The sequence below is a fragment of the Paracoccus sediminicola genome, assembly GCF_027912835.1.
Taxonomy (GTDB): Bacteria; Pseudomonadota; Alphaproteobacteria; order Rhodobacterales; family Rhodobacteraceae; genus Paracoccus; species Paracoccus sediminicola.
On sequence record NZ_CP115768.1, the window covers coordinates 1,617,472 to 1,644,411 of the forward strand.

Here is a 26,940-nt window from a genome sequence, read left to right on the forward strand (position 1 = left end):
AAACGATGGAAGGCGCAGGGCGCCTTGCCTGAAATCGGCCTCAGTTCGAGGCGACGCGGCGGCCGTTGCGATAGAAGATGTGGCTGCCGATCTTGGTGGTGCGGGTAAAGCGATGCGACCACGAGGGGCGCACGGCGGTGGTGTGGAAATAGGTGGCACCGTCGGTCAGGCTGCGCGGCGCGCCGGCCAGAGCGTCAGCGGCGATCTGCCGGGCTCGGGCGGCGGCGGCGGCATTCGCCATGCGCAGCCCCTTCTTATAGCTGAACTGACCGCGCTGATAAACGACACCGCAGACCGAATTCGGGAAGGCACCGCTGTCAACGCGATTCAGGATCACTTCGGCCACGGCGCGCTGACCGCTGCGTCCCTCGCCCCGTGCCTCGAAATACAGCGCCTCGGTCAGGCAGTTCAGCGAATCGGCACCGCCATAGCCGGCCTGGGTCAGCGTCTCGGGACCGGTGGCGGGATCGGCGGTGGCGGCAACCGGCAGCGCGAGCGATGCGCTCAGAACAAGCGCGGCCAGTTTACGGGGCAGTTTCGGCATGTGGCAGTTTCCTGTCTCGATGAACGGATGGGCCGAGCAGAGGCCCCTTGTCTCGGCGGGCTAACTACACAGATCGGATCAGTTGCGGCCAGTTCAGAGCCGCTCCGGTTCCGGAGTTTCGGGATTTGCCGTCAGTTTGGGCAATTTCTCGCCGACGCAATCAGGCTGAACTGGCAAGTTCGCGCCATTTCGCACTTGCAGCAAGACTGTGTGACGGCCAAGCGCCCCGAATCAACGGGTTTTCGCCTCGCGGCTGCGAATCGATTCCTGCGCCGCAGCGAGACGGGCCACCGGCACGCGGAAGGGCGAGCACGAGATATAATCCAGCCCGGCGCGGTGGCAAAAGGCGATGGATTGCGGGTTGCCGCCATGTTCGCCGCAGACAGCAATGGTGATGTCAGGCTTGACCTCGCGGGCGCGGCTGGCGCCGGTCAGCAACAGCTCGCCTACCCCGTCCTCATCGAGGATATGGAACGGGTCCTCGTCATAGACGCCCTGCTGCACATAGGCACCCATGAAGCGCCCGGCATCGTCGCGCGACAGGCCATAGGTCATCTGCGTCAGGTCGTTTGTGCCGAAGGACAGAAAGGCCGAATGCCGCGCAATATCGCCCGAGCGCAGCGCCGCGCGCGGGGTTTCGACCATCACGCCAAGCCGATAGGCGAAGTCGCGGCCGGTCTCGTTGCGCACGGCCGCAGCAACGGCATCGATGCGGTTCTTGACGATCTCGACCTCGCGCCGGGCGCTGACCAGCGGGATCATGATCTCGGGGACCACGGCCTCGCCGGTCGAGGCGGTGGCGATGGCGGCCTCGAAGATGGCGCGGGCCTGCATGTCATAGATTTCGGGCACGGTCAGGCCAAGCCGCACGCCGCGCATCCCGAGCATCGGGTTGAACTCGGTCAGCGCCTCGATCCGCCGGGTCACGTCAGAAAGCGGCAGGTCGAGCGATTCGGCGAGTTCGCGGATCCCGTCGCGTTCCTGCGGAAGAAACTCGTGCAGCGGCGGGTCGAACAGCCGGATCGTCACCGGGTGCCCTGCCATGATGCGGAACAGCTCGGCAAAATCCTGGCGCTGGATCGGCAGCAGACGGGCCAGAGCGACGCGGCGATCCTCGGGGCTGTCGGCGAAGATCATCTCGCGCATGATCGGCAGACGCATCTCGTCGAAGAACATATGCTCGGTCCGGCACAGGCCGATTCCCTCGGCGCTGAACATGCGCGCGGTGCGGGCATCCTCGGGCGTGTCCGCATTGGCCCGCACGCCGAGGTCGCGCACCGCATCGGCCCAGTCGAGCAACTGGTTGAAGCTTTCATCGAGCGCCGGTTCCAGCATCTCGGCCGAACCCGACAGCACTTCGCCCGAGGTGCCGTCGATGGTGATCTCGTCGCCTTCCTTGAACTGGCGCTTGCCGGCGCGGAGGATGCGGGCGCGGGCGTCGATGCTGATGCCGGTGGCGCCCACGATGCAAGGCAGGCCCAACCCCCGCGCAATCACCGCCGCGTGGCTGGTCATACCGCCGCGTTCCGTGAGCACCGCGACGGCGGCATGCATGCCGCGGATATCCTCGGGCGCGGTTTCGCGGCGCACCAGGACGCAGGCTTCACCGCGCGCCGCGCAGGCCTGCGCCGCCGTTGCCGAGAACACGATCCGTCCGGTCGCCGCACCGGGGCTGGCGTCGATGCCGCGGGCGATGATGTCGCGGGGCGCGCGCGGATCGACCTGATAATGCATGAGCTCGGACAAGGCGCGCGGCTCGACCCGCATCACCGCCTCGTCAGGCGGGATCACCCCGTCCTCGGCCAGCGACACCGCTATGCGCACCGCGCTCCGCGAGGAGCGCTGCACCCGCAGCGCATCGATGATGGACAACGCGCCGTCCGAGATCACGAATTCGATCTGCATTTCGTCACGCAGACGGATCCGCGCGGCGCGGCAGTATTCCACAAGATCCGAGAAAGCCTCGGGGGCCACATCCTCAAGCGCCGGGCCGCGCGCGTCCCTTGTGAGATACAGCGTCTCGGCCCCCTCGGCGCGGGTCGGGCCGTGCATCTGGCCCCGGAAGCGCCCGTTGATCCCCGGCGAGCCGGTCACGCTGTCGATCAGCTGGATCGTCCCCGAGCCGGTAACCCCCGGCCCTACCGCAAGCGCCATCTGCTGCACCACAAGACCCAGAGGCGCCTCTTCCGGCGCGCCCTTGGCCTGGCGCAAGAGACGCGCCGTGGGCGATTCCCACGCGCGTGCCATCGAGCGCAGCACCTCGGTCAGCTGTCGCGTCGGATCCTGCGGAAAATCCTCGTCCATCTCGGCGCGATAGGCGGCAAGCGCCCGATCGAGCGCGCCCTCGCCGCTTTCGGCGAACATGTCGGGATCGAGCCGCGCCACGTTGATCGCATAGGATTGCACGAAAGCGAGATAGATCGCATCCGCCGCATCGCGCCCATGCGATGCGATCAGCCCGGCATAGCAGTCGTCGTTGATGCCGACATTCAGCACCGTTCCCGGCCCGCCCCATTCCGGGTTCACCGCCGAAGGCCGCACGATGACCAACCCGTCGCCATCGGCAAAAAGCGGCGCAAGCTGCTTGGCATCGGGCATCACCCCCTGCGCCATCGCATGCACCGCTTTGGCGGCAATCGCGAAGGATCGCGGCACCGGAAGATCCATCCGCACCAGACGTTGCAGGCATTTCGCCCGCCAGCCATGCACATCCGTCGCCACCCCGGAGGTCGCGGTGATTTCAACGATATCGTTCGGATCAACGGAGCGTGTCATCTTGGCGTCACCTTACGCATGGCGTCGCTTTTGCTGCAAGTGCGAGATAAGCGCTGTCCATTGCTTTTCTACAGCATTAACATGACCTCAAACGATGGAGACAGCATGAAACTCACCGAACTGGCCCATGGTGGCGGATGCGGATGCAAGCTTGGCCCTGCGGTGCTGAGTGAATTGCTGGCCGATCAGCCGGTGGCGCAGATGTTTCCGCAGCTTCTTGTCGGAAATGCGGAATCGGATGACGCTGCGGTCTGGCAGATCGACGAAAACACTTGCGTGGTCGCGACGACGGATTTCTTCATGCCGATGGTCGACGATGCCCGCGCCTTCGGTCGGATCGCGGCGACCAATGCGATTTCGGATATCTATGCGATGGGCGGAAAGCCGATCATGGCGCTGGCGATCCTCGGGATGCCGATCAATGTGATGGACGCAGCCACCATCCGCGAGATCCTCGCCGGCGGCGCCGATATCTGCGCCGAGGCAGGCATTCCGATTGCCGGAGGTCACTCCATCGACGCGCCCGAGCCGATCTATGGGCTGGCGGTGATCGGGCTGTGCTCGCCCGAACAGATCCGCCGCAATGGCGGGGCGCAGCCGGGTGACGCGCTGATCCTGACCAAGCCGGTGGGCGTCGGGATCTATTCCAATGCCATCAAGAAGGGCAGCGCGACCGAGGCCGATATCGCCGAGATGATCGACAGCTGCACCACGCTGAACAGGATCGGGCAGGATCTTTCCGCGCTGCCAGAGGTCCATGCCATCACCGATGTCACCGGGTTCGGCGTGCTGGGTCACGGGTTGGAGATGGCGCGCGGCGCGGCTTGCGGGCTGCGCATCGAGCGGAACGCGGTGCCGCTGCTGCGCCGCGCGGCAGAACTGGCCGAGACCGGGCACCGCACCGGCGCAAGCGACAGGAATTGGGACGCGGTGGGCGATTCGGTGCGTCTGCCAGACGGCATGACCGAGGCCCAAAGGACCATCCTGACCGATCCACAGACCTCTGGCGGGCTGTTGGTCGCCGTGGCAGCCGATGCAGCCGACGCCGTGCTGGCCCGCATTCGCCAGCGGCATCCGGCGGCGGCGATCATCGGCGTGACAACCGATGATAGCGGGATCGAGGTGATCTGAACGCGAAAGGGCGACGCCAGGCGCCGCCCCTCACATGATTTCGCCGGGATTATGCCGCCGGATCGGGACAGCGATAGAACCGGACGCCCGTGCCATCCTCTTCGATCTGAAGAATACCGGGCGACAGGCGCATCAGCACCAGGCGTTCGTAATCCTCGCCCTCGCCGGTATTGCAGGTCAGCTGGACCTCGGTCGCATCGCCCTTGACCTCGCTGCGCGTCGCGCGGCACTGCGCCTCGGTATAGGTGAAGCGAGGTCCATCGACCTCAAGCGCGCCTTCGCTGCCAGGCTGACCACATTCGCTGGCCCGCAGATTATAGGTTCCGTTCAGGCTGTTGGCCGGCTCGACCGCGCCCGAAGCGACCTCCGGCTCGGCCGGGGCCGTGGTCTCGTCAACTTGCGCGTCAGCCTCGATCCGGCTGATCGGCTCTTCCTCCATGGGCTCGCAGGCGGCAATCGTTAACGCCGCCACCGCGCCCATCGCGCCGAATTTCACAAAACGGTTCATCGTCTTCCTCCTCTGATGTCCCGCGCGGCCTCAGATCAGACCACGCCCTTTCAACAAAGGCTCAACCCCCGGCATTCGTTCCCTAAATGTGATCCAGAGTTGATCAGCAGGCGCCGATCCGCCCCTTGACAGGATCGATTCCTCAAGCCGCCGCGCTGTCTCGGGATCGAAGGCGTCGCCTGCCTCGCGAAAGGCGGCGAAGGCATCGGCATCCATCACCTCGGACCAGAGATAGGAGTAATAGCCCGAGGAATAGCCGTCGCCCGAGAAGACATGCCCGAAATGCGGCGATGCATGGCGCATGGGAATCGCGGCGGGCGCATCCAGCCCGGCAAGGATCTCGGCCTGCCGCGCCATCGGATCAGCGGCAGGTTCGCCACGATGCAGCCCCAGATCGACAAGTGCGCTTTGCAGATATTCCAGCGTCGAGAAGCCCTGATCGGCATTTCCCGCCGCAATCACCCGGTCGCGCAGATCGGCGGGCAGCTTTTCACCGGTATCCACATGGCGCGCGTGTTTGTCGAGGATTTCGGGCTGTTCCAGCCAATGCTCGTAGAGCTGGCTTGGCAGCTCGACGAAATCGCGCGCGACCGAGGTGCCGGAAATCGAGGGCCATTTCACATCCGACAGGATGTGATGCAGCGCATGGCCGAATTCATGGAAAAGCGTGCCGGCATCGTCCCAGGACAGATAAGCCGGCTCGCCCGGCCCGGCAGGCGGGGTGAAGTTGCAGACATTGGTGACGATGGCCCGCTGCCCCGCCCCGATCCTGTGCTGATATTGCAGCGCGCCGCACCACGCCCCCGAGCGTTTCGAGGGCCGCGCGAAATAATCTCCGAGCAGGACCGCCATGTGTCGCCCGTCCCGCGTTACCGCCCAGGCGCGCACATCCGGCGACCAGAGCGGCGCGTCGAAAGGCTCGAACTCCAGCCCGAAAAGCCGGTTCGCCACGTCGAAGACCGCACCCAGCATCGCATCCAGCGTCAGATAGGGCTTCACCGCGCCCTGATCGAAATCGTGTTCCTGCTGGCGGCGGCGTTCGGCATAGAAGCGCCAATCCCACGGTGCCAGTTCGGCATTGATGCCGTCCTGCTGCATCATGCCCGACAGGATTTCCTCATCCTCGTCCGCCCGCCTTTTCGCGGCATTCCAGACCTCTGTCAGCAACTCCTCAACCCGCTCCGCCGTCCCGGCCATCTCGGGTTCCAGCTTGTAGGCGGCGAAATCCTCGTAACCCAGAAGCCGCGCGCGCGCGTGGCGCAGAGCGAGGATCTCGGCAATGATCTGGCTGTTATCGGTGGCCTCGCCCCCCGCGCCGTGACCCGAGCCGCGCGCGACCCATCCGCGCCATGCCGCCTCGCGCAGCTCGCGATCCTCGGCATATTGCAGGAACGGCACGATCAGCGAGCGGTTCAGCGTGACGACCAGCCCGTCGCGCCCACGCTCCTTCGCCGCGGCGCGCATCATGTCCAGAAGCCAGTCCGGCAAGCCGGCCAGCCGATCTTCCGGCACCGGCATGACGAAGTCGCGCTCGTCAGCGAGCACGTTCTGGCCGAATTGAGTGTAAAGCACGGCGAGGCGCTGCCGGATCTCTGCCATGCGCTCGCGATCCGCGCCGGTCAGCGCCGCCCCTGCGCGGCGGAAATCGCGCAGCGCCAGCTCGGTGATGCGGCGATCCTGCGGGGCGAGATCACCGGCCTGCTCCCACACCGCGGCGACCCGGTCATAGAGCCGCTTGTCCATGCTGATCCGGCTGTTATGCGCCGCCAGCATCGGCGCGAACTCCCGGCTGAGCGCCTCGCGGCGTTCATTCGAATCGACGCCGGTGAGCGTATAGAACACGCCGCAAACCCGGTTCAGCGCCTCGTCCGCGGTTTCCATCGCCGCCACGCTGTTATCGAAGCTGGCCGGGTCCGGGTTGCTGGCGATCGCCTCGAAAGCCGCCTCGGCCTCGGCCAGTGCCGTCTCCATCGCCGGGGCAAAGTCGTCATCGGAAATCAGGTCGAAGCGGGGCAGGCCGTGCGCGCCGCTCCATTCGGTCAATTCGCGGTTCATGGCAATTCTCCTTTGCCCGCGAAGCTACGCCTCGTGACCGCGCTCTGCCACCCCCGAACAGACCGGGCAATCGGCACGGCGCCTAAGCGATATGCGGCGCGTCTCGCCGTGAAGCCCGTCGAATATCACCATCTGGCTGCGCAGCCCGGTGCCGGCCCCGGCGATCTCTTTGATGGCTTCCAGCGCCATCATCGAGCCGATCACGCCCGGCAGCGGGCCGACCACACCGGCCTCGGCGCAGGACGGGGCGAGACCGGGTGCCGGCGGGTCGGGGAAGATGCAGGCCATGCAGGGCCCGCCCCCGGCGGGGTCATAAAGGGAAAGCTGGCCCTCCCATTGGGAAATCGACCCGGCGATCAACGGGACACCGGCGCGCGCACAGAGCGCGTTGATCCGGGCGCGGTCGGCAAAACTGTCGCAGCCGTCGAGCACCAGATCGAAGCCTGCGATCAGTTCTGCATCACCCGCGCCGATTCGCTGGGAGATGGCGTGGATGTCGATATACGGGTTCAGCGCACGAAGCGCCTCTGCCGCGGCCATCCCCTTGGGACGGCCGGTATCGGCGGTGCGGAACAGGATCTGGCGTTGCAGATTGGACAGGCTCACTTCGTCGGGATCGGCGATGCACAGCCGACCCACCCCGGCCGCGGCAAGATACAGCGCCGCCGGAGAGCCAAGGCCGCCCGCACCCACGATCAGCACCGAGGAATCGCGCAACCGGCCCTGCCCCGGCCCGCCGATCTCGCGCAGCACGTAATGCCGTGCATAGCGGTCCAGCGCGTCGGCCTGTCTCGCGCCGGAATGGATCTTGTCCGAGGTCTGGCGCGGCGCAACGGCACCGGGCGCGTTCTCGGCGCCCCACCGCGCGCGCGCCGCGCCGCGAAGGCGACGTATAATCGCCGCATAGCCAAGCACGAGCGCCAGCACGAGCCCCGTGACCAGCCAGCTCTGCACATCGAAGCCGCTAAAGCTGCGATATTCGGCGGCAGGCGCGGCGAGCATAAGCCCGAGGATCGCAATCCACATCACCACCAGAAGCAGCAATACCCGCAGCACGCCCCATCCCATGATCCAGGCCACGGCGGCAACGCTGAGCAGCCCGAGCGGAAGCAGCAGCGCCATCGGCCGCTAGCCCCGCCCGGTCGAGCCGAAACCGCCACTGCCGCGCGCGGTCTCATCCACCTGGTTGCTGGCGGTAAAGCGTGCCTGAACCACCGGTGCCACGACGATCTGCGCGACGCGATCTCCGTGACGGATGGTCAGCGGCTGATCCGAAAGATTGATCGCGATCACCCCCACCGGGCCGCGATAATCCGCGTCGATCGTCCCCACACCGTTCACCAGAGCCAGCCCATCGCGCAGCGCAGCGCCTGAACGCGCCCTCACCTGCACCTCATATCCCGGAGGTATCTGCATCTTCAGCCCGGTGGGGATCAGCCGGCGTTCCAAGGGCGCGAGCGTTACCTCACCCCCGCCAAGATCGGCACGCAGATCGGCGCCTGCCGCGCCTGCGGTTTCATAGGCAGGCAGGGGTAACGCCGGATCGGCGCCGTCATCTTTCAGGATCAGGATTTCTGGGGTCATCGCGTTAAAAAGGCCGCCCAAAGGCGGCCCCCTTTCCAGTCACACCGGCTTAGCGCGGCGCGATCATCATCACCATCTGCCGGCCTTCCAGCTTCGGCATGTTCTCGACCTTCCCCGCCTCGCCGACATCGTCGCGGACCCGGTTCAGCAATTCCAGCCCAAGATCCTGATGTGCCATCTCGCGGCCCCGGAAGCGGAGCGTGACCTTCACCTTGTCCCCGGCCTCGAGGAATTTCATCACATTACGCATCTTTACATCATAGTCGTGCGTGTCGGTCCCCGGACGGAACTTCACTTCCTTGATGTCGATGACCTTCTGTTTCTTCCGGGCCTCGGCCTCGCGCTTCTGCTGTTCGTATTTGAACTTGCCGAGATCCATGATCTTGCAGACCGGCGGCGAGGCATTCGGCGAAATTTCGACCAGATCCAGACCGGCATCCTGTGCCAGTTCAAGCCCGCGGGCGGGCGTGACGACGCCGATATTCTCACCCTCCGCCCCGATCAGGCGGATTTCGGCGACACGGATTCGTTCATTGACACGGGGGCCAGAGTCACGGTTTGGGGGCGGCGCATTATGTGGACGACGGGCTATTGTCGGATTCCTTATATCGTAGCAATTGAATGGCAGGCAAAATAGGCAGATGCCAGCGGCTATTCAACCGGATATGACGCGATTTCGTTCCATTCTGCGGGGTTTCCGCGCATCGGGCGATATGGCAAGAGGCAGGCAGAAGATGGAAGACCGCGCATGAGCAGGATAATCGCCGCGATCATCGCCGCCGTGGCCGTGCTGAGCATCGGCTGGTGGGGCTGGAACAATCGGGATGAGTTGCTGGCAGGGTCGCAGCGCTGGCTGCCGGGCGCGGGCGAGCAGGCTTCGACGCCGGATGACGCGCCACCCGTGGAGACCGGAACGAAGATGGATGAGCCCGCCCTCCCGGCCGAAGACAGCGCGTCACAGCAGGAATTGCCCGCGCAGGACGGCCCTGCCGAGCAAGACGCCGACGAGGTGGCGGAAGCAGCGGCTGCGCCGAAGCCTACCCCTGCCCCGGTCGATGAACCCTTGCCGGAAGAGACCGGCAGCGCCATGGCCATCGAGATCGAGCGGGTGGCCGAGGCGACGATTTCTGCCGCCGATGCCCGCGCCCGGGCCGAAGCGACCGCACGCGCCGAGGCGAAAGCCCGCGAGGCAGCCTCCGCGCAGATCAGCGACGCCATCTCGCCGCTGCTGAGCGACGGGAATTTCGCACCTGCGACGATCCGCGACAGGCTCGCGAGCCTTCCTGCTCCGGGGACGGGGCTGGAAGCGCGGATTCGCGACGGGCTGCGCGATGACATTCTGTCGGTGCTCGACGAAGCCGAGGCCGGTCTCGCCGCTGCGGCGAGTGCCGACGCTTTGTCAAACGCCGCCCCTGCCGACCATGAGACCGCAGATGCGGGACCGGTCACCATCACACGCGGCGGCGAAGACCCCGCACTCGACGACGCCGACGCGGAATCCATCGACCCTGACGTCTACATCTCCCGCATCGAGGCGCTGTTGTGACCCCTCCGACACTCACCGGATATCTCCGCGCGCGCCCGGCAGAGATCCGCAAGGGCCCCATCGCGATCATTCTCTGCGAGGATGAGATCGAAATCCCCTCGACTCTTGCCCGCTGCGCCGAGATCGGTTTTGCGATGACGCTGGCGCTCTCTCCCGAGCCGCTCCCGGCCTCTGTTTCGCAACCCGGTCTGCGCAATCTGATCTTCGACACGCGCCGCCCCGATGCCCATGTCGAGGCGGTGAATGCGGTGAATGATGCCGTCCCGCCGGGAACATGGATCTATTACGGCTATAATGCCGAATATCTGTTCTATCCCTTCTCGGAATCTCGGCGCATCGGCGAGATGCTAGAGTTTCACACCCATGAGCGGCGCTCGGCGGTGCTGAGCTATGTCATCGACCTTTATGCCGAGGATCTGGAGCGTTTCCCGCACGCGGTCAGCCCGGAGCACTGCATGTTCGACGCCACCGGCTATTACGCGCTCGGTCGTCGCGATGCAGAGGGGCGGTTCCACGAACGCCAGCTGGATTTTCACGGCGGGCTGCGCTGGCGCTTCGAGGAGTTCATTCCCGAGGATCGCCGCCGCATCGACCGCATCGCGCTGTTCCGCACCGCCGAGGGGCTGCGGCTGCTGCCCGATCACCGCTTCAATATCGAGGAATACAACACCTATTCCTGCCCTTGGCATCACAACCTGACCGCCGCCATTGCCTCGTTCCGTGTCGCCAAGGCGCTGAGCCGCAACCCCGGCTCTCGCGATGAAATCAGCGGTTTTGCCTGGCGAAACAGCCGCCGCTTTGAGTGGAATTCGCAGCAGCTTATGGATCTGGGGCTGATCGAGCCGGGCCAGTGGTTTTGAGCCGCTGCTTGCGTGGCAAGCGGCGCAGGTGGTAGACCTCGCGTCAAATCCGCTCAAATGCCCGATAAGAAAGGCTGATCCCTGCATGGCGATGGAACAAACCAAATTCGATAAGGATGCGCTGTTGGCATGTGCCCGCGGCGAGCTCTTCGGTCCCGGCAATGCGCAGCTGCCCGAGCCACCAATGCTGATGATGGACCGGATCACCGAGGTCTCGGAAGATGGCGGCGCACACGGCAAGGGCCATATCACCGCCGAGTTCGACATCAATCCGGATCTGTGGTTCTTCGAATGCCATTTCCCCGGCAACCCCATCATGCCCGGCTGCCTGGGTCTGGACGGGCTGTGGCAGCTGACCGGCTTCAATCTGGGCTGGCGCGGCTGGCAGGGGCGGGGCTATGCGCTTGGCGTGGGCGAGGTCAAGCTGACCGGCATGGTGCGCCCGGATCGCAAGATGCTGACCTATAAGGTCGATTTCACCAAGGCCGTGCAGACTCGCCGCCTGACCATGGGCGTGGCCGACGGCATCGTTGAGGCCGATGGCGAGGTGATTTATCAGGTCAAGGACATGAAGGTCGCCCTCTCGGAAAGCTGACATGAATTTGTCACTTTTCCTGCTGCTCGACTAGCGGCGCCGGAACCGAAAGGTTAACTCCTGAGAATACCAGGAGGCCCGGCTTGCATCATTTCACGCTCTGGCGGACCGTTTCCGCAGCACTCTGCTTCGCTCTTATCGCAGCCATATTTGGCATGGCCGAGGGCGATCTTACCGACCAGTTCGGCGAGGGGAAATCCGGGACGCTGCTGTCCGGGCTGATGCTGGCGCTGATCGGGCTGGCGAGCTTTCGCATTTACCAGATCCGCAAATCCGAGCAGAGAGCGGGCGACGGCCGGCCAGAGACGCTCTGGCTGCTGCTGGCGCTGGCCTTTGCCTTTCTTTGCCTCGATGAGAGTTTCCAGATCCATGAGGGGATTGACCAGGCGCTGCACAGCATCACCGGGCTGACCGAAACCGCGCTGACCGACCGGATCGACGATTTCATCATCTTGGCCTACGGGCTGATCGGCGTGGCAATCCTGTTTTTTCACCGCCGCGAGGTGACGCGGATCCCGGGGCTGAGCCGGTTTCTGATCGCCGGCTTCGCGCTGACCGTGCTTCAGACCGGATTCGACGCATTGAGCAATGGTGACGAGCTGGGTGGCTGGCTCGGGCTCGGCCCGGCGCGGGCGGCGATCGTTCAGGATCTGGCCAGCCTGACCGAAGAGATACTGAAACTTCTGGCCGAGGCGGTGTTGCTGGCGGGTTTCGCGCAGGCGCTCCGCCATTTGCGTGACGTTGACGGCTCCGACCCGACATTCGAAGCGCGCTGGCACTCGCATCGCAGCATCTTTCTGCACCGCCGCGCGCATGGCTCTGGCCGGGACCGCGAGAGCGCCGGAAAAAAGGGTTGAAAACAACGCAATCCCCTGCGCGGGGTTGTGTGATATGCCTCACAGGACTATTTCTGGCCCGAACGGGGTCAGCCCCATGAACGAACGGGAAGAGGAGCGTGCATGCGCCGCGTCGTCATCACCGGGCTGGGGATCGTCTCGCCCATCGGAAACAATGCCTCGGAAGTCACCGAGAGCCTGAAGGCAGGCCGGTCGGGCATCGTCTTTGCACCGGAATATGCCGAGCACGGCTTTCGCAGCCAGGTGCACGGCAAGCCTCAGATCACGCTGGAAGACCATATCGACAAGCGCAACCTGCGCTTCATGGGGCCCGGCGCGGCCTATAACTTCATTGCAATGGAACAGGCCATTGCCGATTCCGGGCTGGAGGAAAGCGACGTCTCGAACCCGCGCACCGGGCTGGTGATGGGATCGGGCGGGCCGTCCACCTCGAATTTCTTCGATGCGCATCAGATCGTGATCGAAAAGGGCAGCCCCAAGCGGATGGGTCCGTTCATGGTGACGCGCTGCATGTCCTCGACCAACTCGGCAACGCTGGCCACGCCGTTCAAGATCAAGGGGGTGAATTATTCGATCACCTCGGCCTGTTCGACGAGCGCGCATTGCATCGGCAATGGCGTCGAGCAGATCCAGATGGGCAAGCAGGATATCGTCTTTGCCGGAGGCGGCGAGGAACTTGACTGGACGCTCTCCTGCCTCTTCGACGCGATGGGGGCGATGTCGTCGAAATATAATGACACGCCGGAAACGGCATCGCGCCCCTACGATGTCAGCCGCGACGGTTTCGTCATCGCGGGCGGCGGCGGCGTGGTCGTGCTGGAAGAGCTGGATCATGCCCGCGCGCGCGGCGCGAAGATCTATGCCGAGGTCACGGGCTACGGCGCGACCTCGGACGGGCATGACATGGTCGCCCCCTCTGGCGAGGGCGGAGAGCGCTCGATGCGGGTGGCGCTGTCCACCCTGCCCGAAGGCCGCCAGATCAGCTATATCAACGCGCATGGCACCTCGACCCCGGTGGGCGATATTTCCGAGGTGCAGGCGACGCGGAATATTTTCGGCGAGGGCAGCACCCCGCCCATCGCCTCGACCAAGTCGCTGACCGGCCACAGCCTCGGCGCGACCGGCGTGCATGAGGCGATTTATTCGCTGCTGATGATGCAGAATGGCTTCATCGCGGCATCGGCGAATGTGAACGAGCTTGACCCGGCCCTGAAACCCGAGGAAATCGCAACCCAGCGTGTCGACAATGTCGAATTCGACTCGGTCCTGTCCAACAGCTTCGGCTTCGGCGGAACCAACGCGACGCTGGTGATGTCGAAATATTCGGAGTGAACGTGACATGGGCGATCTTCTGAAGGGCAAACGCGGTCTGGTCATGGGGGTCGCCAATGACCGTTCCATTGCCTGGGGGATCGCAAGGGCGCTGGCCGATCAGGGCGCCGAGCTGGCGTTTTCCTATCAGGGCGACATGTTCGCGCAGCGCGTGCAGCCATTGGCCGAGTCGGTCGGCTCGGACCTGCTGGTCGATGTGGATGTGACCGACGATGCCAGCCTCGACGCCGCCTTCGCAAAGATTGCCGAGCGTTGGGACAGTCTCGATTTTCTGGTCCACGCCATCGCCTATTCCAACAAGGATGAACTGACCGGGCGTTTCGTGAACACCTCGCGTCAGAACTTCAAGAATTCGCTGGATATCTCCTGCTACTCGCTGATCGAGGTCGCACGGCGCGCCCATCCGATGATGAGCGGGGGCGGCACGATCCTGACGCTGACCTATGGCGGCTCGAACCGGGTGACGCCGTTCTATAATGTCATGGGGGTGGCCAAGGCCGCGCTTGAGGCGACGGTGCGCTATCTGGCCAATGATCTCGGCCCCGACGGGATCCGCGTCAATGCGATCAGCCCGGGCCCGATGAAGACGCTGGCCGGCGCGGCGATCGGCGGGGCGCGCAAGACGTTCCGCCACACCGCCGCCAACGCGCCGATGCGGGCCAATGCAACGCTGGATGCGATCGGCGGCACCGCCGTCTGGCTGACCAGCGATTGGGGCAATGCCACCACCGGCGAGATCGTGATGGTCGATGGTGGCTATCACGTGCTCGGGATGCCGCAGAGCGAAAATCTATGATCTTCGTCTTCGACGCCTATGGCACGCTGTTCGATGTGGACGGCGCAGCCCGAGAGGCGGCGAAGACGGACCCGGCCCTGCATGAAAACTGGGCTGCATTATCGGCGGATTGGCGGCGCAAGCAGCTTGAATATAGCTGGCTGCGCGCGATCACCGGCGATCATGTCGATTTCTGGCAGGTTACGGCAGAAGCGCTTGACTGGGCCGCCGAGCGGCATGGGGTCGGCAAAGCACAGGCCGTGACCCTGCTGAAACTCTATCGCGCCCTGCCCGCCTATCCCGAAGTGCCGCATATGCTGGACCGGCTGCGCGCAAAGGGGGCGGCCACCGCGATCTTTTCCAACGGCGCGCCCGAGATGCTGCGCGATGCGGTGGCTTCGGCCGGGCTTGCCAAGCGGCTCGACACATTGCTGTCGGTCGAGACCGCCGGCAGGTTCAAACCCGCTGCCGAGGCTTATGGCATCGTCACCGATCACTTTGGCTGCGCCCCCGGCGCGGTCACCTTCGTGTCCTCCAATGGCTGGGATATTTACGGCGCGACCCGGTTTGGCTTCGATACGGTCTGGGTCAACCGCGCCGGCCTGCCAACCGACCGCCTGCCCCGCCAGCCGGGGCGTATCCTTTCCGATCTCACGGAGCTTGCATGACGGATTTCTTCACCGCCGATGACGGCGCGCGCATCGCCTATTCCGACGCGGGCGAAGGGCTCCCGGTTCTCTGCCTCGCCGGGCTCACGCGGAACATGGCGGATTTCGACTATGTGGCCCCGCATCTCGAGCGCTGCCGGGTGATCCGCATGGATTATCGTGGCCGCGGCGAGTCGGATTACACCGGCGCTGCCAGCTATACCGTCCCGCGCGAGGCGCAGGACGCCGTGCAACTGCTGGACCATCTGGGGATCGAGCGCGCGGCGGTGCTCGGCACCTCGCGCGGCGGGCTGATCGGGCTGATGCTGGCCGCGACCGCGCATGACCGTCTGTCCGGGCTGTGCCTGAACGATGTCGGTCCGGTGATCGAACGGGCCGGGCTGGAACGGATCTTCGACTATGTCGGGCGCAACCCCGCCGCGAAGACCCATGAGGATCTGGCCGCCAAGCTGCCTGCCAACATGCCCGGCTTTGCATCCGTGCCGGAGGGCCGCTGGCTGAGCGATGCGCGAAAGCACTATGAAGCGACGCCGGACGGGCTGCGGATCAAATACGATCCGGCCCTGCGCGAGGCGTTTCTGGCGGCGTTCGAGGGCACGTCGCCCGATCTCTGGCCGCTATGGGAGGCGACGGCGGGTGTGCCGGTCGCGCTGATCCGCGGCGCAAATTCGGATCTCTTATCGCCCGAGGTCGCGGCAGAGATGCAGCGCCGCCGTCCTGACATGATCCTTGCCGAGGTGCCGGACCGGGCGCATGTGCCGTGGCTGGACGAGGCCGAGAGCCTGGCCGCGATTCGCGACTGGCTGGCGGCAGTGCGGGCAGCAGCCTAACGCCGGCGCAGCCATTCTTTCAGAACGCAACTCTCGGCAAGCCGCAGCGTCAGGCCCTGATGCCACTCGGCGGGATCGAATTCCGGGAAGAAGGTGTCGGCATCCTCGACCGTGACATCGACCTCGGAAATCAGCATCCGGTCCGCCTGCGGCAGAAGCTCGGCATAGATTCGCGCGCCGCCGATACCGTAAAGTCTTGTGTAACCGGCCCCGCGCGCTCGGGTGAACGCGCTGTCCAGGTCGCGCACTACATGTTCCGCGTCGTCGAGGCGGGCGGACACCACCAGGTTCAGACGGCTTTTCAGCGGCTTGACCGGCAGGCTTTCCCAGGTGCGGCGACCCATGATCAGCGCGCCGCCGAGCGTCTCGCGCTTGAAGAAGGCGAGATCCTCGGGGATATGCCAGGGGATGTCTCCGCCCCGGCCGATGGCGCCGTTGCGGGCGCGCGCGACGATGAGGCTCAGCATCAGACCGCCACCGGGGCCTTGATGGCCGGGTCGGGATCGTAATTCAGGAACTCGAAATCTTCGAAGCGGAAATCGAAGATCGAGCCGACCTCGCGCGTGATCTTCAGCGTCGGCAGCGGCTTCGGGCTGCGCGAGAGCTGTTCGTTCACCTGATCGAGATGGTTGGCATAGATATGCGCGTCACCCATCGTGTGGACGAAATCGCCGGGCTCGTAGCCGGTGACATGCGCCAGCATCGCCAGCAGCAGCGCATAGGATGCGATGTTGAACGGCACGCCGAGGAACATATCCGCCGAGCGCTGATAAAGCTGGAGATGCATCTTCTGCCCGATGATCCTGACCTGCCAGAGCGTGTGACAGGGCGGCAGTGCCATGTCGGGCACGTCGCCGGGGTTCCACGCCGATACGATCAGCCGGCGGCTATCGGGGGTGGTGCGGATCGCCTCGACCAGATCCGCGATCTGATCGACCGAGCGGGCGAAGAAAAGCGGCCGGCCATCGCGGCTGTCTCCGGCAGGTTCGAGCGCCGGAAAGCGCCGCCACTGATGGCCGTAGACCGGGCCGAGATCGCCGTTCTCATCGGCCCACTCATCCCAGATCGAGACCTTGTTATCCTTCAGGTAGCCGATATTCGTGTCCCCGGCGAGGAACCAGAGCAGCTCGTGGACGATCGAGCGCAGATGCAGCTTTTTCGTGGTCACCAGCGGGAAACCATCCGCCAGCGGATAACGGCACTGCATCCCGAAATAGGATATCGTGCCGGTACCGGTGCGGTCGCTGGATCGTTCGCCCTGTTCGAGGATCGTCCTCAGCGCCTGATGATATTGCTGCACATGAGCCTCCGCCTTGACTGCCGAACCGTCTTACAGCGGTGGCGGGCGCAGTGAAAGGACGGTTTGCCGCCCGGCACGGAGCGTGTCAGAGTGCCGCGAAACGCAATCTGAAGGAGGTCATCATGTCGCTGCGTTATCTGCACACCATGGTCCGCGTGAAGGATCTGGACAAGACGATGGAGTTCTTCCGCCTGCTCGGGCTGGAAGAAACCAGGCGGATCGAAAACGATCAGGGCCGCTTTACCCTCGTTTTCATGGCGCCTCCGGGTCAGGAGGAATGCCCGGTCGAGCTGACCTATAACTGGGACGGCGATGAGGGGCTGCCCTCGGACAGCCGCCATTTCGGGCATCTGGCCTATCGCGTCGATAATATCTACGAGATGTGCCAGAAGCTGATGGATGCCGGCGTGACCATCAACCGCCCGCCCCGCGACGGTCATATGGCCTTTGTCCGCAGCCCTGACAACATCTCGATCGAGCTCTTGCAGGACGGCAATCTCGATCCGCAGGAGCCTTGGGCCAGCATGGAAAATACCGGGCACTGGTAGGCCCGATCCGGTCGCAACGGGCCCGCTGCCCTACGCGGCGCATCCGCAATTGCGCCTTCGCCCGCCATCCTCGCCGCGCTGATCGCGGCGGGGCCGGGCAGCGATGGTGTTGCATGTGGCCATGCTGAGGGCGGCAGTGAGGGCGTCACGCCGTCAGCGGGTCAGTAGATATAGCGGATCTGTTCCGACCAATAGCGCTCGATCCGCCGCCATTGCAGGGTCACCTGTTCCAGCGGCGGATCGTCGAGCACCCCCGACACCACCAGATCATGGGCATGTCGGGCGAACAGCTCGCCAATCTGATCGCGGATCTCCTGCCCTCGCTCGCTGAGGCGGACGCGCACCGAGCGCCGGTCCTGATCGCTGCGTTCGTGATGCACATAGCCCATCCCGACAAGCTTCTTGAGATTATAGGATACGTTCGAGCCCTGATACATGCCACGAGAGCGAAGCTCGCCCGCCGACACCTCTGCCTCACCCAGATTATACAGCAGCAGCGCCTGAACCGGGGTCAGATCGCAGCGGCCCACCCGCTCGAAATCATCCTTGATGAGATCCAGCATCAGCCGGTGCAGCCGTTCCAGCATCTGGAGACAGAGAAAATACGCCTCGACCTGTCGCGGGTCTGGTTCGTGATCCTGTCTGGCCTGCAATGCGGTCATGTCGTCATCCTCTCATTCCCTGAGACGATGACGCAAAAACCCGAATCGGCGGTTAATCTGCCTGCGTTTTCCGCGGCTTATTCGTAAAATGTTCCGTATCTTCGGCAAAACGCCCGAAGGCGTTGGCCGAAATCACGTCAAGCAGCTCTGACAGCGTCTCGGGCCCGGCGGGCTCGCCTTTCAGCCGCGCCACGATCCAGCGATACAGATCCTGATCGTTCTCGTTCAGCATCGCCTCGTAGCGTTCCAGCATCTCGGGCGGCAGATTCGCCAGCTGGCTGTCCGCGAAAGGGCCGAGAATCAGGTCCATCTCTTTCATGCCGCGCCGCCAGCTCCGCATCCGAAGTCTCTTCAGCCGGTTTTCCTGGCTTTCCATTTCGTGCCTCGCTTGTGACAGGACCGCGCGCAGCCTAAGACGGGACGATATCACATCCAAGGAGCGTGCCGTGGCCTTCCTTTCAGACGCCGTCAGCCGGATCAAGCCATCCCCTACCGTCGCCATGACGGGCCGCGCCGCCGAGCTGCGCGCCGAGGGGCGCGACATCATCGCGCTTTCCGCCGGCGAGCCGGATTTCGACACGCCCGAACATATCCGCGAGGCGGCGAAGGCGGCCATCGACGCGGGCCGGACACGCTATACCGCGGTCGATGGAATCGCCGAGCTGAAACAGGCGATCGCAGACAAATTCGCCCGCGATAACGGGCTGGAGTACAACACCGACCAGATCAGCGTCGGAACAGGCGGCAAACAGATCCTGTTCAACGCGCTTCTGGCGACGGTGGATCCGGGCGATGAGGTCATCATCCCCGCGCCCTACTGGGTCAGCTATCCCGATATCGTCAGCCTCGCAGGCGGCACGCCGGTCGTTCTGCCCTGCCCTGCCGATGGCGGATTCCGACTCAGCCCGGAAGCGCTGCGTCAGGCCATCACGCCCGCGACCAAATGGCTCATCCTGAACTCGCCATCGAACCCGACGGGGGCCGCTTACTCCGCTGATGAAATGCGGGCCATTACCGATGTGCTGATGGAGAATCCGCATGTCTGGGTGCTGGCCGACGACATCTATGAGCATCTCGTCTTTGACGGATTCCGCTTTGTAACTCCTGCCCAGATCGAGCCGGGGCTGATCGGGCGCACATTGACGATGAACGGGGTCAGCAAGGCCTATGCGATGACCGGCTGGCGGATTGGTTACGGCGCCGGCCCGCGCGAGCTGATCCGGGCCATGGCCAAGCTGCAATCGCAATCGACCTCGAATCCCTGCACGATCAGCCAGCACGCGGCACTGGCGGCGCTGACCGGGCCTCAGGACTATATCGATAGCTCACGCGCGGCCTTCCAGCGACGGCGCGATCTGGTGGTGAAGGGCCTGAATGAATGCCCCGGTATCGACTGCCCGATGCCGCAGGGCGCATTCTATGTCTATCCGTCGATTGCCGATCTGATCGGCCGCGTCTCGCCGAACGGCACGCGGATCACCGATGACGAGGCCTTTGCCGCGGCGCTGTTGGACGAAACCGGCGTGGCGGTGGTCTTCGGCGCGGCTTTCGGCCTGTCGCCGCATTTCCGCGTCAGCTACGCCGCAAGCGACGACATGCTGCGCGAAGCCATCGGCAGGATCCGGCGCTTCTGCGAGGGCTGTCAGGAACAATGATCGGGCGGCGGCGTTTCCTCGTCATAAAATGACAGGAGCAGATAATGCTGGATCATAACGCACTCGTCGTCGTCGCCGATGGTCATCACGCCATCCTCTATCGCAATGTCGCGAAGCAGGGGATGGAGCTGGCCGAGGTCAACCGCCTGACCCCGAAGAATCTCGCCGATGAGGGGGAGGGCCATGCCCCGCAAGAGCGCTCGCCCAAGGATGAGGATGAGGCGACCTTTGCCAAGCAGCTCGCCGAGCGGCTGAACAAGATCGTGCTGCGCCACAAGGCCGATCAGGTCGTGGTCGTGGCCGATCCGAGCACGCTCGGGGTGATGCGCAAGCATTATCACAAGGAGCTTGAGTCGATGCTTCTGAAAGAGCTGTCCAAGGATCTGACCAGCGCCTCGCCCGACGAGATTGCCAAGGCGCTGTCCTGAAGCCTGAGCAGCGCCGAAGATCCGCCCGCAAGCCAGCATGGGCTTGCGGGCGTTTTCCTGCCGCGCTCACGATTTTGCGAACCATCCCGGCATCAGCTGATCCGGCGCCGCATGCTGCGCAAGGCCGCGGCGCGCTATCAGATGAAGCTTCCGAAAGACCGTCCCGGCGCGCCGCTCTTTCTGCGCTAACCCGACGGGCTGGAACTGACCGGGTGTGGACTCCGCTTTGACGGACCAACATCCGAGGCTTTTCCGCGGCTGCGTGAAACTTTTGCCGACAGCGCCGTGAAGAACGCACGTCCCGCACCGGCGGTGAAGCTGGTTGCTCGACAACTGAACCACCGATTTCACCCGCAAGAACGTGGATGTTCCGAGCTGCCGTGTCAGGGTATCGCACGCAGATCCCGTCGCCATCGCTGGCTGAATCCGCACTTCTGCCGGCTCGAACTGACGGCGGGGTCGCTGATCCAGACCTATGACGGCTGATGGCGTGGCGTAAAAGCTGTTGGGCTGTTTATCCTCATGCACGACGCAACCGGCCCACGACCAAGGATGTTCTGCGCTTTCTCAGTGACGAAATGGCCGCCCAGCGCGCAAAGCTCGCCGCCTGACCGGATCAGTCCTCGGGTTTGCCCGATCGCTGCAGCGCATCATCGCCGCTTTCTTCCGTATCATCGCCACCGACACCCAGATGGCAGGGGATCTTGAAGCGGCGGTTCTTTTCAGCCCGCCGCTTCGACCATCTCTCCAGCCAGGCCGCGAACCGGCCCGGCCTGCGATCAGAGCGCGGTCCAGCCGCCATCGACGCTGATTGTGGTGCCGGTAATCTGCGCCGCTGCATCGGTGCAGAGGAAAATCGCCGTGCCGCCCATCTGCTCGACCGTGGCGAACTCCTTCGAAGGCTGACGCTTGAGCATCACGTTCTTGATCACGTCCTCGCGGGACATATCATATTCCTTCATCGTGTCGGGAATCTGAGACTCGACAAGCGGGGTCAGCACATAGCCGGGGCAGATCGCATTGGCGGTGATCGGTTCCTCTGCGGTTTCCAGAGCGGTCACCTTGGTCAGCCCGACGACACCATGCTTCGCCGCGACATAGGCCGATTTGAAGGGCGAGGCAGTCAAACCATGGGCCGAGGCGATGTTGATGACGCGGCCCCAACCGGCCTTGCGCATCATCGGCAGCGCGGCGGCGGTGGTGTGAAAGGCCGACGACATGTTGATGGCGATGATCGCGTCCCATTTGCCTTCGGGAAACTCCGGGATCGGCGCGACATGCTGGATGCCTGCATTGTTCACCAGAATGTCGCAGGCCCCCGCCTTTTCGATCAGCGCCCGGCACTGAGCGCCCTTGGACATATCCGCCTGGACATAGCGGGCGGTGACGCCATATTCGGCCGCGATCTCTTCGGCCAGCTTGTGATCGGCCTCGTCATCCGTATAGCTGTTCAGCACGACATCCGCGCCTGCCTTTGCCAGCTCTCGTGCGATGCCCAGACCGATGCCGGAATTCGACCCGGTCACGACCGCTGTCTTGCCCTTCAGAACATTCTCGAACATTCGAGTTTCCCCATTTTGTTGATGCCGGGACCGGACCATAAAAAAAGCGCCCGCACAAGGCGGGCGCCAGTCATGAGGCAGGTTTCATACAGGCAAGAAACCTATCGAGCAGTGAGTCATGTATAGGATAAACTGCGCGTGAGTCCAAGGCTGTTGTTTGTCACGGTAAACGCACTCGGATAGGCTGAGCGTTGAAATAACAGGCATTTGCCGAACGGGAGCGGCCGACAATATGCGAATCTTCAAAAATCCTAACGAATCCGCGATCAGAGCAGCCTATATCGCTGGATTCGCCGCCTTTACTACTGTTGCAGCGATGCCGCTGGCAAGCCTTGCCGAGCCGCAGCACGGCATCGCGATGTATGGTGAACCTGCTCTGCCGGAAGGGTTCTCCAGCCTGCCTTACGCCAATCCGGATGCGCCGCAGGGCGGATCGATTCGCCTGGGCGAATCGGGGTCATTCGATAGCCTCAAGCCCTGGGTGCTGAAGGGCAGTCCGGCCTGGCCGGTATTCACCATGCCCGGCGTAGTGGCCGAAACGCTGATGCTGCGCTCGATGGATGAGCCCTTCACACTTTACGGACTGCTGGCGGAATCGGTGGAAACCGACCCCGAGCGGACATGGGTGGAATTCACCCTTCGCCCCGAGGCGACATTCTCGGACGGCAGCCCGGTGACCATCGAGGATGTGATGTGGTCCTACGAGACACTCGGCACGCAGGGCCATCCGCGCTATCGCGGGGCATGGTCCAAGGTCGAGAAAATGGAGCAGACTGGCGACAACAAGATCCGCTTCACCTTCAACACCGAGGATCGCGAGCTCGCCCTGCTGATGGGGATGCGCCCGATCCTGCAAAAGGCTCAGTGGGAGGGCAAGGATTTCACCGAATCCGGGCTGGAGGTGCCGATCGGTTCGGGCCCCTATGTCATCGAGAATGTCGATGCGGGCCGCAGCCTGACCTTTCGCAAGAATCCCGACTGGTGGGGGAAGGATCTGCCGATCAATCAGGGGCTGCATAATTTCGACAGCGTCATCTATGACTATTACGGAGACAGCAGCGCCATGTTCGAGGCCTTCAAGGCCGGCGACATCGATGTCTGGCGCGAGCTCGACCCGACGATCTGGCAGAATGATTATGACTTCCCGCGCGCCGTATCGGGTGAGGTCACGCAGTCCGAGATCCCGAATGAACGCCCCTCCGGCATCATGGGTCTGGTGATGAATACCCGAAATCCGCTGTTCGAGGATTGGCGGGTGCGGCAGGCGATGATCGAGGCGTTCAACTGGAACTTCATCAACGCCACGCTGTCGGGCGGACAGGAAGAGCGGATCACCTCGTATTTCGCCAATTCGGAGCTGGCCATGACCCCCGGCGCGCCTGCGGAGGGCCGGGTTCTGGAACTGCTGGAACCCTTCGCCGATGAGCTGCCGCCGGGCACCATCGAGGGCTATACCCTGCCGGATGGGTCGGATCAGCCCATGGACCGCCGCGCCATGCGCAGCGGGATGAAACTGCTGCAAGAGGCCGGCTGGACAGTGCAGAACGGCGCGCTGACCAATGAAGACGGCACGGTCTTCGCCTTCGAGATCCTGCTGAACCAGTCCGGCAGCTCCATGTCGAGCGCCTCGGAGATGCGGCAGATTGCCGAGATCTTCAGCGAGGCGCTGCGCCAATACGGCATAGACGTGACGATCACCATGCTGGACAGTGCGCAATATGTCGAACGCACCAATAATTACGATTTCGACATGAGCTGGTATGACCGCGCGCTGTCGTTGTCTCCGGGCAATGAACAGCTTCTCTACTGGGGCGCGGCGGGCGTGACCGAGCCGGGGACACGCAACTGGATGGGTATAAACTCTCCTGCGGCCGAGGCGATGATCTCGGAAATGCTGAACGCGGATTCGCGTGAGAATTTCGTCTCGGCGGTCCATGCGCTCGACCGGATCCTGACCGCGGGACGCTATGTCATCCCCGCCGGATACTCGCCGATCAGCCGTCTGGCCCATGACGCGACGCTCGCCTTCCCCGAAACCATCCCGGCCTATGGGGATTATCCCGGCTTCCTGCCCGAGACATGGTGGCGCGAGGAGGCGGGCGAGTAACGGGAACCCGGCGGCGTGACGCGAAGTTTGTGCCAGAAGACCGCGAGGTCTGATGGTTTCACAGAAAGGAGCCGCACATGAAATGGCACCACGTCGCCGATAACTGGCCCGCCTTCTACGAGGCAATCATCGACAAATGGCCGCGTGCGGATGAAAGCGAGCTGGACGAGATCGACGGCGATCAGCGCGCTTTCCTGCGCTATATCGCCGAAATCGAAGAGCTCGAGACCGAAGAAGCCCGCGAGGAAATTCGCGAATGGCTCGCCGGTGAGATCCCCTCGGATGTGGTCATGGATGAAAGCCATGACGATATATCGATCCGGAACTCGTCGAAATATGTCGGCGAGGGCGAGGACGAATACGATGATGACGCCCGCTTCGGCGATGACGGGGGCGAGGCGCGCAGCCCGGCCTAAACCGGCTCGGCGATCCGGACGAGATGGTTGTCCCATCTGAGCGCGTGACGGCTCAGCAGGGTCAGACCGTCCGCATCGGCGGCCCAGACCGCGCCGCCGCCATCGGTCAGTGCAAAGCCACCGCCCGGTCGGGTCGAGGCCCCGCACAGATCGGCACGGCGCAGCGTCGCCAGATGCGCGCCCTCCGAATCATGGAACATGACCACCCCGCCGCGCGGCGAGGTGATCGCGATCTGCCCTTCTGCCGTCGCGGCGATCGAGCCCGCATAACCCTTCATCGTGAAACGATCCGCTTCGGCGGGCGCATGCAGGCTGAGCGGCGCATCGCCTTGCGCCAGACCCAGCAGAGGCACCGGCTCGGCCTCGCTGCCTTGCCATTGCATGGCAAAGCCGATGCCGCCCTTCAGCAGCGCCAGATGCCGGATGGAGTTGCGGTGCAGCTCTTCAGGAAGTTCGCGGACCGACAACGCCTCGCCCTCGCTTCCGATCACCGCGAGATTGGGCCGCATCCGGTCGAGGTTCAGCTTGCTGCGATCCTCCGGGTCGGTCTCGATCCCGCCATTCGCAACGACGATCCGGCCATCCGCCATCACTTTCAGCTCATGCGGACCGACGCCACGGCTGTCCCATTCGCCCAGACGGGCATAGCCCGCCCGCACATCCCAGATCCCGATCCGGCCGGCGGAACCCTCGGCAACCACCTCCGACGTGTAAAGCCGCCGCCCATCCGCCGAAAACGCGCCGTGCCCGTTGAACTGCCGCCCCTCGGGCGGTCGCAGCCGGTGGCGCACCGCGCCGTCGCGGCAGTCGATCACCAGCCCGAACCTGCCCGGACGGCGAGCAAAGCCCACCACCTCGGCACGGTAAGGATGGGCCGCGGCGGCATGGCCACGATCCGGCAGGGGAACGGCAAAGCGGATCGCGCCCTGCGCGTCGATGCCATGCAAAGCATGGCTGCCGTCCGGGCGCATCGCCGCCGCCACCCATTCCGGCGCGCCGACCGCCGCCCAACCGCGCACCGGCAGGATCGCGGCAGCGGCAAGCCCTTTCAGCAGGCTGCGCCGGTCAGCCATCAATCCCCGTCCCGCGAGTTGAACCCGACGCCAAGCCCGAGCGCCGCGCCGATCTCGGTCTCGGCGGTCTCGCGCAGATCACGGATCGCCGTCTGAAGCGACAGGATACGCGCCCTGCCCTCTGGCTCGGCCACCCCGTCCAGAACCGGGTCATCCAGCGTCTCGGCCTCGGCAATCACCGCGTTGAAGGCCGCCTCGATTACCGTACCGTCAGACAGCATCGCCACTGCCAAATCGCGCATCCCTTGCAGGGACAGCACGATATTGCGCAAGCTGCGCCCCGCTGCCCGCGCTTCTGCCCGTTCCGGCCGGGGCTGGTCCTCGGTGCCGAGCGGCCGGCCGAGCCGCGTATCGGCGAGCTGTTCCAGCCCACTCATCAGCTGGGTATAAACCGCCTGCTGCGCTTCGGTCGGCGTCAGGAAACGATCATTGCCTTCGGCCCCGGCGCTCAGCAGCGTATCGGCGAAACCATCCCACTCGGCGTCGATCTCGGCCGTCACCCGGGCCAGGTCTGCCGCCGTCGCGCGGCGCAACTCGCAAAGCACCGCCTCATCGCCGGTCACGCCGGGCGGATAGATCAGCCGTTCAAGCGCCGGCAGGCCGCGCGCGGCAACCGAGATGGTCCCGAATGCCTCGGGATCGACGATGATCTCGGATTCCTGATCGACCAGCTGTTGCTGAGTGCGCAGACCGGATTGCTTGGGATCGGGCCAGAAGGCAATGCCGAGCGCCCGCCCCTCTTCCTCGACCGGGCCGATCTGGAAAAACCCGATCCGGGCCCAGCTGTCCCAGAGTGCCTGATAGGGTTCGCGCAGATTCCCAATGCCGCAATCGCTTTGCGCCGCGACGTCCAGTTGCGCGGCGCTCTTGGCCAGATCGTCATAAGCCGGGCCGAGCACCTCGTTTTCAGCGCGGGCGAGATCGGCCTGCGCCCCCTGAGCCGCTGAGATCAGCAGCGCGGCCATCCAGAAAACTCGCATCCGTCATACCCTTATAGCAGTCGCGCCGCTTGCACGGCGTCCATCCTGGGAGCGAAGGCCGGAGCATAGCTGGCGTGAGATCGCTGGCAGCCGGACCTGACGTCATCGCATTGCCAGATTTTCGCCCGCCGATCAATTGCATCGGCGAA

General features: G+C 64.3%; 28 protein-coding genes. 14 read left to right on the top strand and 14 right to left on the bottom strand.

Going from position 1 to position 26,940, the window contains the following annotated elements:
* Positions 1-40: 40 nt before the first annotated feature.
* Both PAF18_RS07985 and PAF18_RS07990 read right to left on the bottom strand, forming a co-directional pair.
* Positions 41-544, bottom strand: coding sequence for a cell wall hydrolase (locus PAF18_RS07985; protein ID WP_271115227.1), 504 nt, complete (start codon positions 542-544; stop codon positions 41-43).
* A 231-nt stretch (positions 545-775) separates the two neighbouring features.
* Positions 776-3,319, bottom strand: a complete 2,544-nt coding sequence (locus PAF18_RS07990) for a putative PEP-binding protein (protein WP_271115228.1) — start codon at positions 3,317-3,319, stop codon at positions 776-778.
* An 81-nt stretch (positions 3,320-3,400) separates the two neighbouring features.
* Between PAF18_RS07990 and selD the strand changes: the two genes are divergently transcribed.
* Positions 3,401-4,450, top strand: a complete 1,050-nt coding sequence (gene selD, locus PAF18_RS07995; RefSeq protein ID WP_434802204.1) for a selenide, water dikinase SelD — start codon at positions 3,401-3,403, stop codon at positions 4,448-4,450.
* A gap of 49 nt (positions 4,451-4,499) precedes the next feature.
* Here selD and PAF18_RS08000 read toward each other — a convergent pair whose 3' ends face one another.
* The 5 genes from PAF18_RS08000 to infC are packed head-to-tail and all read right to left on the bottom strand — an operon-like array spanning position 4,500 to position 9,252.
* Positions 4,500-4,958 carry a hypothetical protein gene (locus tag PAF18_RS08000; protein ID WP_271115230.1) on the bottom strand — a complete coding sequence of 153 codons (459 nt, stop codon included), beginning with the start codon at positions 4,956-4,958 and terminating at the stop codon, positions 4,500-4,502.
* A 30-nt stretch (positions 4,959-4,988) separates the two neighbouring features.
* Positions 4,989-7,013, bottom strand: a complete 2,025-nt coding sequence (locus PAF18_RS08005; RefSeq protein WP_271115231.1) for a M3 family metallopeptidase — start codon at positions 7,011-7,013, stop codon at positions 4,989-4,991.
* Positions 7,014-7,037: 24 nt separating this feature from the next.
* Complete coding sequence (locus PAF18_RS08010) at positions 7,038-8,135, bottom strand: HesA/MoeB/ThiF family protein (protein ID WP_271115232.1); 1,098 nt, start codon at positions 8,133-8,135, stop codon at positions 7,038-7,040.
* Positions 8,136-8,141: 6 nt separating this feature from the next.
* Positions 8,142-8,597 carry a dUTP diphosphatase gene (dut, locus tag PAF18_RS08015; protein WP_271115233.1) on the bottom strand — a complete coding sequence of 152 codons (456 nt, stop codon included), beginning with the start codon at positions 8,595-8,597 and terminating at the stop codon, positions 8,142-8,144.
* A gap of 49 nt (positions 8,598-8,646) precedes the next feature.
* Complete coding sequence (gene infC, locus PAF18_RS08020; protein WP_434802253.1) at positions 8,647-9,252, bottom strand: translation initiation factor IF-3; 606 nt, start codon at positions 9,250-9,252, stop codon at positions 8,647-8,649.
* A 93-nt stretch (positions 9,253-9,345) separates the two neighbouring features.
* On the opposite strand from infC, the gene PAF18_RS08025 reads away from it, so the two are divergent.
* From PAF18_RS08025 to PAF18_RS08060, 8 genes are all read left to right on the top strand, one after another.
* A complete protein-coding gene (locus PAF18_RS08025; protein WP_271115234.1) occupies positions 9,346-10,143 on the top strand; it encodes a hypothetical protein in 798 nt (265 codons plus the stop codon).
* Positions 10,140-11,003 (top strand): hypothetical protein, encoded by an 864-nt coding sequence (locus PAF18_RS08030; protein WP_271115235.1) that lies wholly within the window; start codon positions 10,140-10,142, stop codon positions 11,001-11,003. The genes PAF18_RS08025 and PAF18_RS08030 overlap by 4 nt, the downstream gene beginning before the upstream one ends.
* A gap of 85 nt (positions 11,004-11,088) precedes the next feature.
* On the top strand, positions 11,089-11,598 hold the full coding sequence (gene fabA, locus PAF18_RS08035) for a bifunctional 3-hydroxydecanoyl-ACP dehydratase/trans-2-decenoyl-ACP isomerase (RefSeq protein ID WP_271115236.1): 510 nt from the start codon (positions 11,089-11,091) through the stop codon (positions 11,596-11,598).
* 155 nt (positions 11,599-11,753) lie between these two features.
* Positions 11,754-12,455: a DUF8692 domain-containing protein gene (locus PAF18_RS08040; RefSeq protein ID WP_271115237.1), complete on the top strand. Its 702-nt coding sequence runs from the start codon at positions 11,754-11,756 to the stop codon at positions 12,453-12,455.
* A 102-nt stretch (positions 12,456-12,557) separates the two neighbouring features.
* Complete coding sequence (gene fabB / locus PAF18_RS08045) at positions 12,558-13,787, top strand: beta-ketoacyl-ACP synthase I (RefSeq protein WP_271115238.1); 1,230 nt, start codon at positions 12,558-12,560, stop codon at positions 13,785-13,787.
* A gap of 7 nt (positions 13,788-13,794) precedes the next feature.
* Positions 13,795-14,583, top strand: a complete 789-nt coding sequence (locus tag PAF18_RS08050; RefSeq protein ID WP_271115239.1) for an enoyl-ACP reductase FabI — start codon at positions 13,795-13,797, stop codon at positions 14,581-14,583.
* Positions 14,580-15,230, top strand: coding sequence for a haloacid dehalogenase type II (locus tag PAF18_RS08055; protein WP_271115240.1), 651 nt, complete (start codon positions 14,580-14,582; stop codon positions 15,228-15,230). The genes PAF18_RS08050 and PAF18_RS08055 overlap by 4 nt, the downstream gene beginning before the upstream one ends.
* Positions 15,227-16,060, top strand: a complete 834-nt coding sequence (locus PAF18_RS08060; protein WP_271115241.1) for an alpha/beta fold hydrolase — start codon at positions 15,227-15,229, stop codon at positions 16,058-16,060. Before PAF18_RS08055 ends, PAF18_RS08060 begins: the two co-directional genes overlap by 4 nt.
* Here the strand turns inward: PAF18_RS08060 and PAF18_RS08065 are convergent.
* Together PAF18_RS08065 and PAF18_RS08070 are read right to left on the bottom strand one after the other, a co-directional pair.
* The gene (locus PAF18_RS08065; protein WP_271115242.1) at positions 16,057-16,527 is read right to left on the bottom strand and encodes a dihydrofolate reductase; all 471 of its coding nucleotides are present in this window, start codon (positions 16,525-16,527) and stop codon (positions 16,057-16,059) included. The genes PAF18_RS08060 and PAF18_RS08065 overlap by 4 nt on opposite strands.
* The gene (locus PAF18_RS08070; RefSeq protein WP_271115243.1) at positions 16,527-17,360 is read right to left on the bottom strand and encodes a thymidylate synthase; all 834 of its coding nucleotides are present in this window, start codon (positions 17,358-17,360) and stop codon (positions 16,527-16,529) included. The genes PAF18_RS08065 and PAF18_RS08070 overlap by 1 nt, the downstream gene beginning before the upstream one ends.
* Before the next feature lie 122 nt (positions 17,361-17,482).
* Here PAF18_RS08070 and PAF18_RS08075 point away from each other — a divergent pair, with 122 nt between their 5' ends.
* Positions 17,483-17,908 carry a VOC family protein gene (locus tag PAF18_RS08075; protein ID WP_271115244.1) on the top strand — a complete coding sequence of 142 codons (426 nt, stop codon included), beginning with the start codon at positions 17,483-17,485 and terminating at the stop codon, positions 17,906-17,908.
* 161 nt (positions 17,909-18,069) lie between these two features.
* Here PAF18_RS08075 and PAF18_RS08080 read toward each other — a convergent pair whose 3' ends face one another.
* Positions 18,070-18,570 carry a MarR family winged helix-turn-helix transcriptional regulator gene (locus PAF18_RS08080; RefSeq protein WP_434802205.1) on the bottom strand — a complete coding sequence of 167 codons (501 nt, stop codon included), beginning with the start codon at positions 18,568-18,570 and terminating at the stop codon, positions 18,070-18,072.
* 52 nt (positions 18,571-18,622) lie between these two features.
* Complete coding sequence (locus tag PAF18_RS08085) at positions 18,623-18,910, bottom strand: succinate dehydrogenase assembly factor 2 (protein ID WP_353620643.1); 288 nt, start codon at positions 18,908-18,910, stop codon at positions 18,623-18,625.
* 106 nt (positions 18,911-19,016) lie between these two features.
* Here PAF18_RS08085 and PAF18_RS08090 point away from each other — a divergent pair, with 106 nt between their 5' ends.
* Together PAF18_RS08090 and PAF18_RS08095 are read left to right on the top strand one after the other, a co-directional pair.
* Positions 19,017-20,225, top strand: coding sequence for a pyridoxal phosphate-dependent aminotransferase (locus PAF18_RS08090; RefSeq protein ID WP_271115246.1), 1,209 nt, complete (start codon positions 19,017-19,019; stop codon positions 20,223-20,225).
* Positions 20,226-20,269: 44 nt separating this feature from the next.
* Positions 20,270-20,653 (top strand): host attachment family protein, encoded by a 384-nt coding sequence (locus PAF18_RS08095; RefSeq protein ID WP_271115247.1) that lies wholly within the window; start codon positions 20,270-20,272, stop codon positions 20,651-20,653.
* 779 nt (positions 20,654-21,432) lie between these two features.
* Here the strand turns inward: PAF18_RS08095 and PAF18_RS08100 are convergent.
* Positions 21,433-22,215, bottom strand: coding sequence for a 3-hydroxybutyrate dehydrogenase (locus tag PAF18_RS08100; RefSeq protein WP_271115248.1), 783 nt, complete (start codon positions 22,213-22,215; stop codon positions 21,433-21,435).
* A 232-nt stretch (positions 22,216-22,447) separates the two neighbouring features.
* Between PAF18_RS08100 and PAF18_RS08105 the strand changes: the two genes are divergently transcribed.
* Entirely contained in the window at positions 22,448-24,322 is a 1,875-nt protein-coding gene (locus tag PAF18_RS08105) for an extracellular solute-binding protein (RefSeq protein ID WP_434802206.1), read from the top strand.
* Between the two features lie 77 nt (positions 24,323-24,399).
* Entirely contained in the window at positions 24,400-24,738 is a 339-nt protein-coding gene (locus PAF18_RS08110; RefSeq protein WP_271115250.1) for a hypothetical protein, read from the top strand.
* Here the strand turns inward: PAF18_RS08110 and PAF18_RS08115 are convergent.
* Entirely contained in the window at positions 24,735-25,811 is a 1,077-nt protein-coding gene (locus PAF18_RS08115) for a DUF1513 domain-containing protein (RefSeq protein ID WP_271115251.1), read from the bottom strand. The genes PAF18_RS08110 and PAF18_RS08115 overlap by 4 nt on opposite strands.
* Positions 25,811-26,791, bottom strand: a complete 981-nt coding sequence (locus PAF18_RS08120; RefSeq protein WP_271115252.1) for an imelysin family protein — start codon at positions 26,789-26,791, stop codon at positions 25,811-25,813. The genes PAF18_RS08115 and PAF18_RS08120 overlap by 1 nt, the downstream gene beginning before the upstream one ends.
* Positions 26,792-26,940 lie beyond the last annotated feature (149 nt).

Coding starts and splice junctions, on each gene's coding strand:
- PAF18_RS07985 (WP_271115227.1), bottom strand. CDS start 544: ATGCCGAAACTGCCCCGTAAACTGGCCGCGCTTGTTCTGAGCGCATCG.
- PAF18_RS07990 (WP_271115228.1), bottom strand. CDS start 3,319: ATGACACGCTCCGTTGATCCGAACGATATCGTTGAAATCACCGCGACC.
- selD (WP_434802204.1), top strand. CDS start 3,401: ATGACCTCAAACGATGGAGACAGCATGAAACTCACCGAACTGGCCCAT.
- PAF18_RS08000 (WP_271115230.1), bottom strand. CDS start 4,958: ATGAACCGTTTTGTGAAATTCGGCGCGATGGGCGCGGTGGCGGCGTTA.
- PAF18_RS08005 (WP_271115231.1), bottom strand. CDS start 7,013: ATGAACCGCGAATTGACCGAATGGAGCGGCGCGCACGGCCTGCCCCGC.
- PAF18_RS08010 (WP_271115232.1), bottom strand. CDS start 8,135: ATGGCGCTGCTGCTTCCGCTCGGGCTGCTCAGCGTTGCCGCCGTGGCC.
- dut (WP_271115233.1), bottom strand. CDS start 8,597: ATGACCCCAGAAATCCTGATCCTGAAAGATGACGGCGCCGATCCGGCG.
- PAF18_RS08025 (WP_271115234.1), top strand. CDS start 9,346: ATGAGCAGGATAATCGCCGCGATCATCGCCGCCGTGGCCGTGCTGAGC.
- fabA (WP_271115236.1), top strand. CDS start 11,089: ATGGCGATGGAACAAACCAAATTCGATAAGGATGCGCTGTTGGCATGT.
- PAF18_RS08040 (WP_271115237.1), top strand. CDS start 11,754: ATGGCCGAGGGCGATCTTACCGACCAGTTCGGCGAGGGGAAATCCGGG.
- fabB (WP_271115238.1), top strand. CDS start 12,558: ATGCGCCGCGTCGTCATCACCGGGCTGGGGATCGTCTCGCCCATCGGA.
- PAF18_RS08050 (WP_271115239.1), top strand. CDS start 13,795: ATGGGCGATCTTCTGAAGGGCAAACGCGGTCTGGTCATGGGGGTCGCC.
- PAF18_RS08055 (WP_271115240.1), top strand. CDS start 14,580: ATGATCTTCGTCTTCGACGCCTATGGCACGCTGTTCGATGTGGACGGC.
- PAF18_RS08060 (WP_271115241.1), top strand. CDS start 15,227: ATGACGGATTTCTTCACCGCCGATGACGGCGCGCGCATCGCCTATTCC.
- PAF18_RS08065 (WP_271115242.1), bottom strand. CDS start 16,527: ATGCTGAGCCTCATCGTCGCGCGCGCCCGCAACGGCGCCATCGGCCGG.
- PAF18_RS08075 (WP_271115244.1), top strand. CDS start 17,483: ATGTCGCTGCGTTATCTGCACACCATGGTCCGCGTGAAGGATCTGGAC.
- PAF18_RS08080 (WP_434802205.1), bottom strand. CDS start 18,570: ATGACCGCATTGCAGGCCAGACAGGATCACGAACCAGACCCGCGACAG.
- PAF18_RS08085 (WP_353620643.1), bottom strand. CDS start 18,910: ATGCGGAGCTGGCGGCGCGGCATGAAAGAGATGGACCTGATTCTCGGC.
- PAF18_RS08095 (WP_271115247.1), top strand. CDS start 20,270: ATGCTGGATCATAACGCACTCGTCGTCGTCGCCGATGGTCATCACGCC.
- PAF18_RS08100 (WP_271115248.1), bottom strand. CDS start 22,215: ATGTTCGAGAATGTTCTGAAGGGCAAGACAGCGGTCGTGACCGGGTCG.
- PAF18_RS08105 (WP_434802206.1), top strand. CDS start 22,448: ATGCGAATCTTCAAAAATCCTAACGAATCCGCGATCAGAGCAGCCTAT.
- PAF18_RS08110 (WP_271115250.1), top strand. CDS start 24,400: ATGAAATGGCACCACGTCGCCGATAACTGGCCCGCCTTCTACGAGGCA.
- PAF18_RS08115 (WP_271115251.1), bottom strand. CDS start 25,811: ATGGCTGACCGGCGCAGCCTGCTGAAAGGGCTTGCCGCTGCCGCGATC.
- PAF18_RS08120 (WP_271115252.1), bottom strand. CDS start 26,791: ATGCGAGTTTTCTGGATGGCCGCGCTGCTGATCTCAGCGGCTCAGGGG.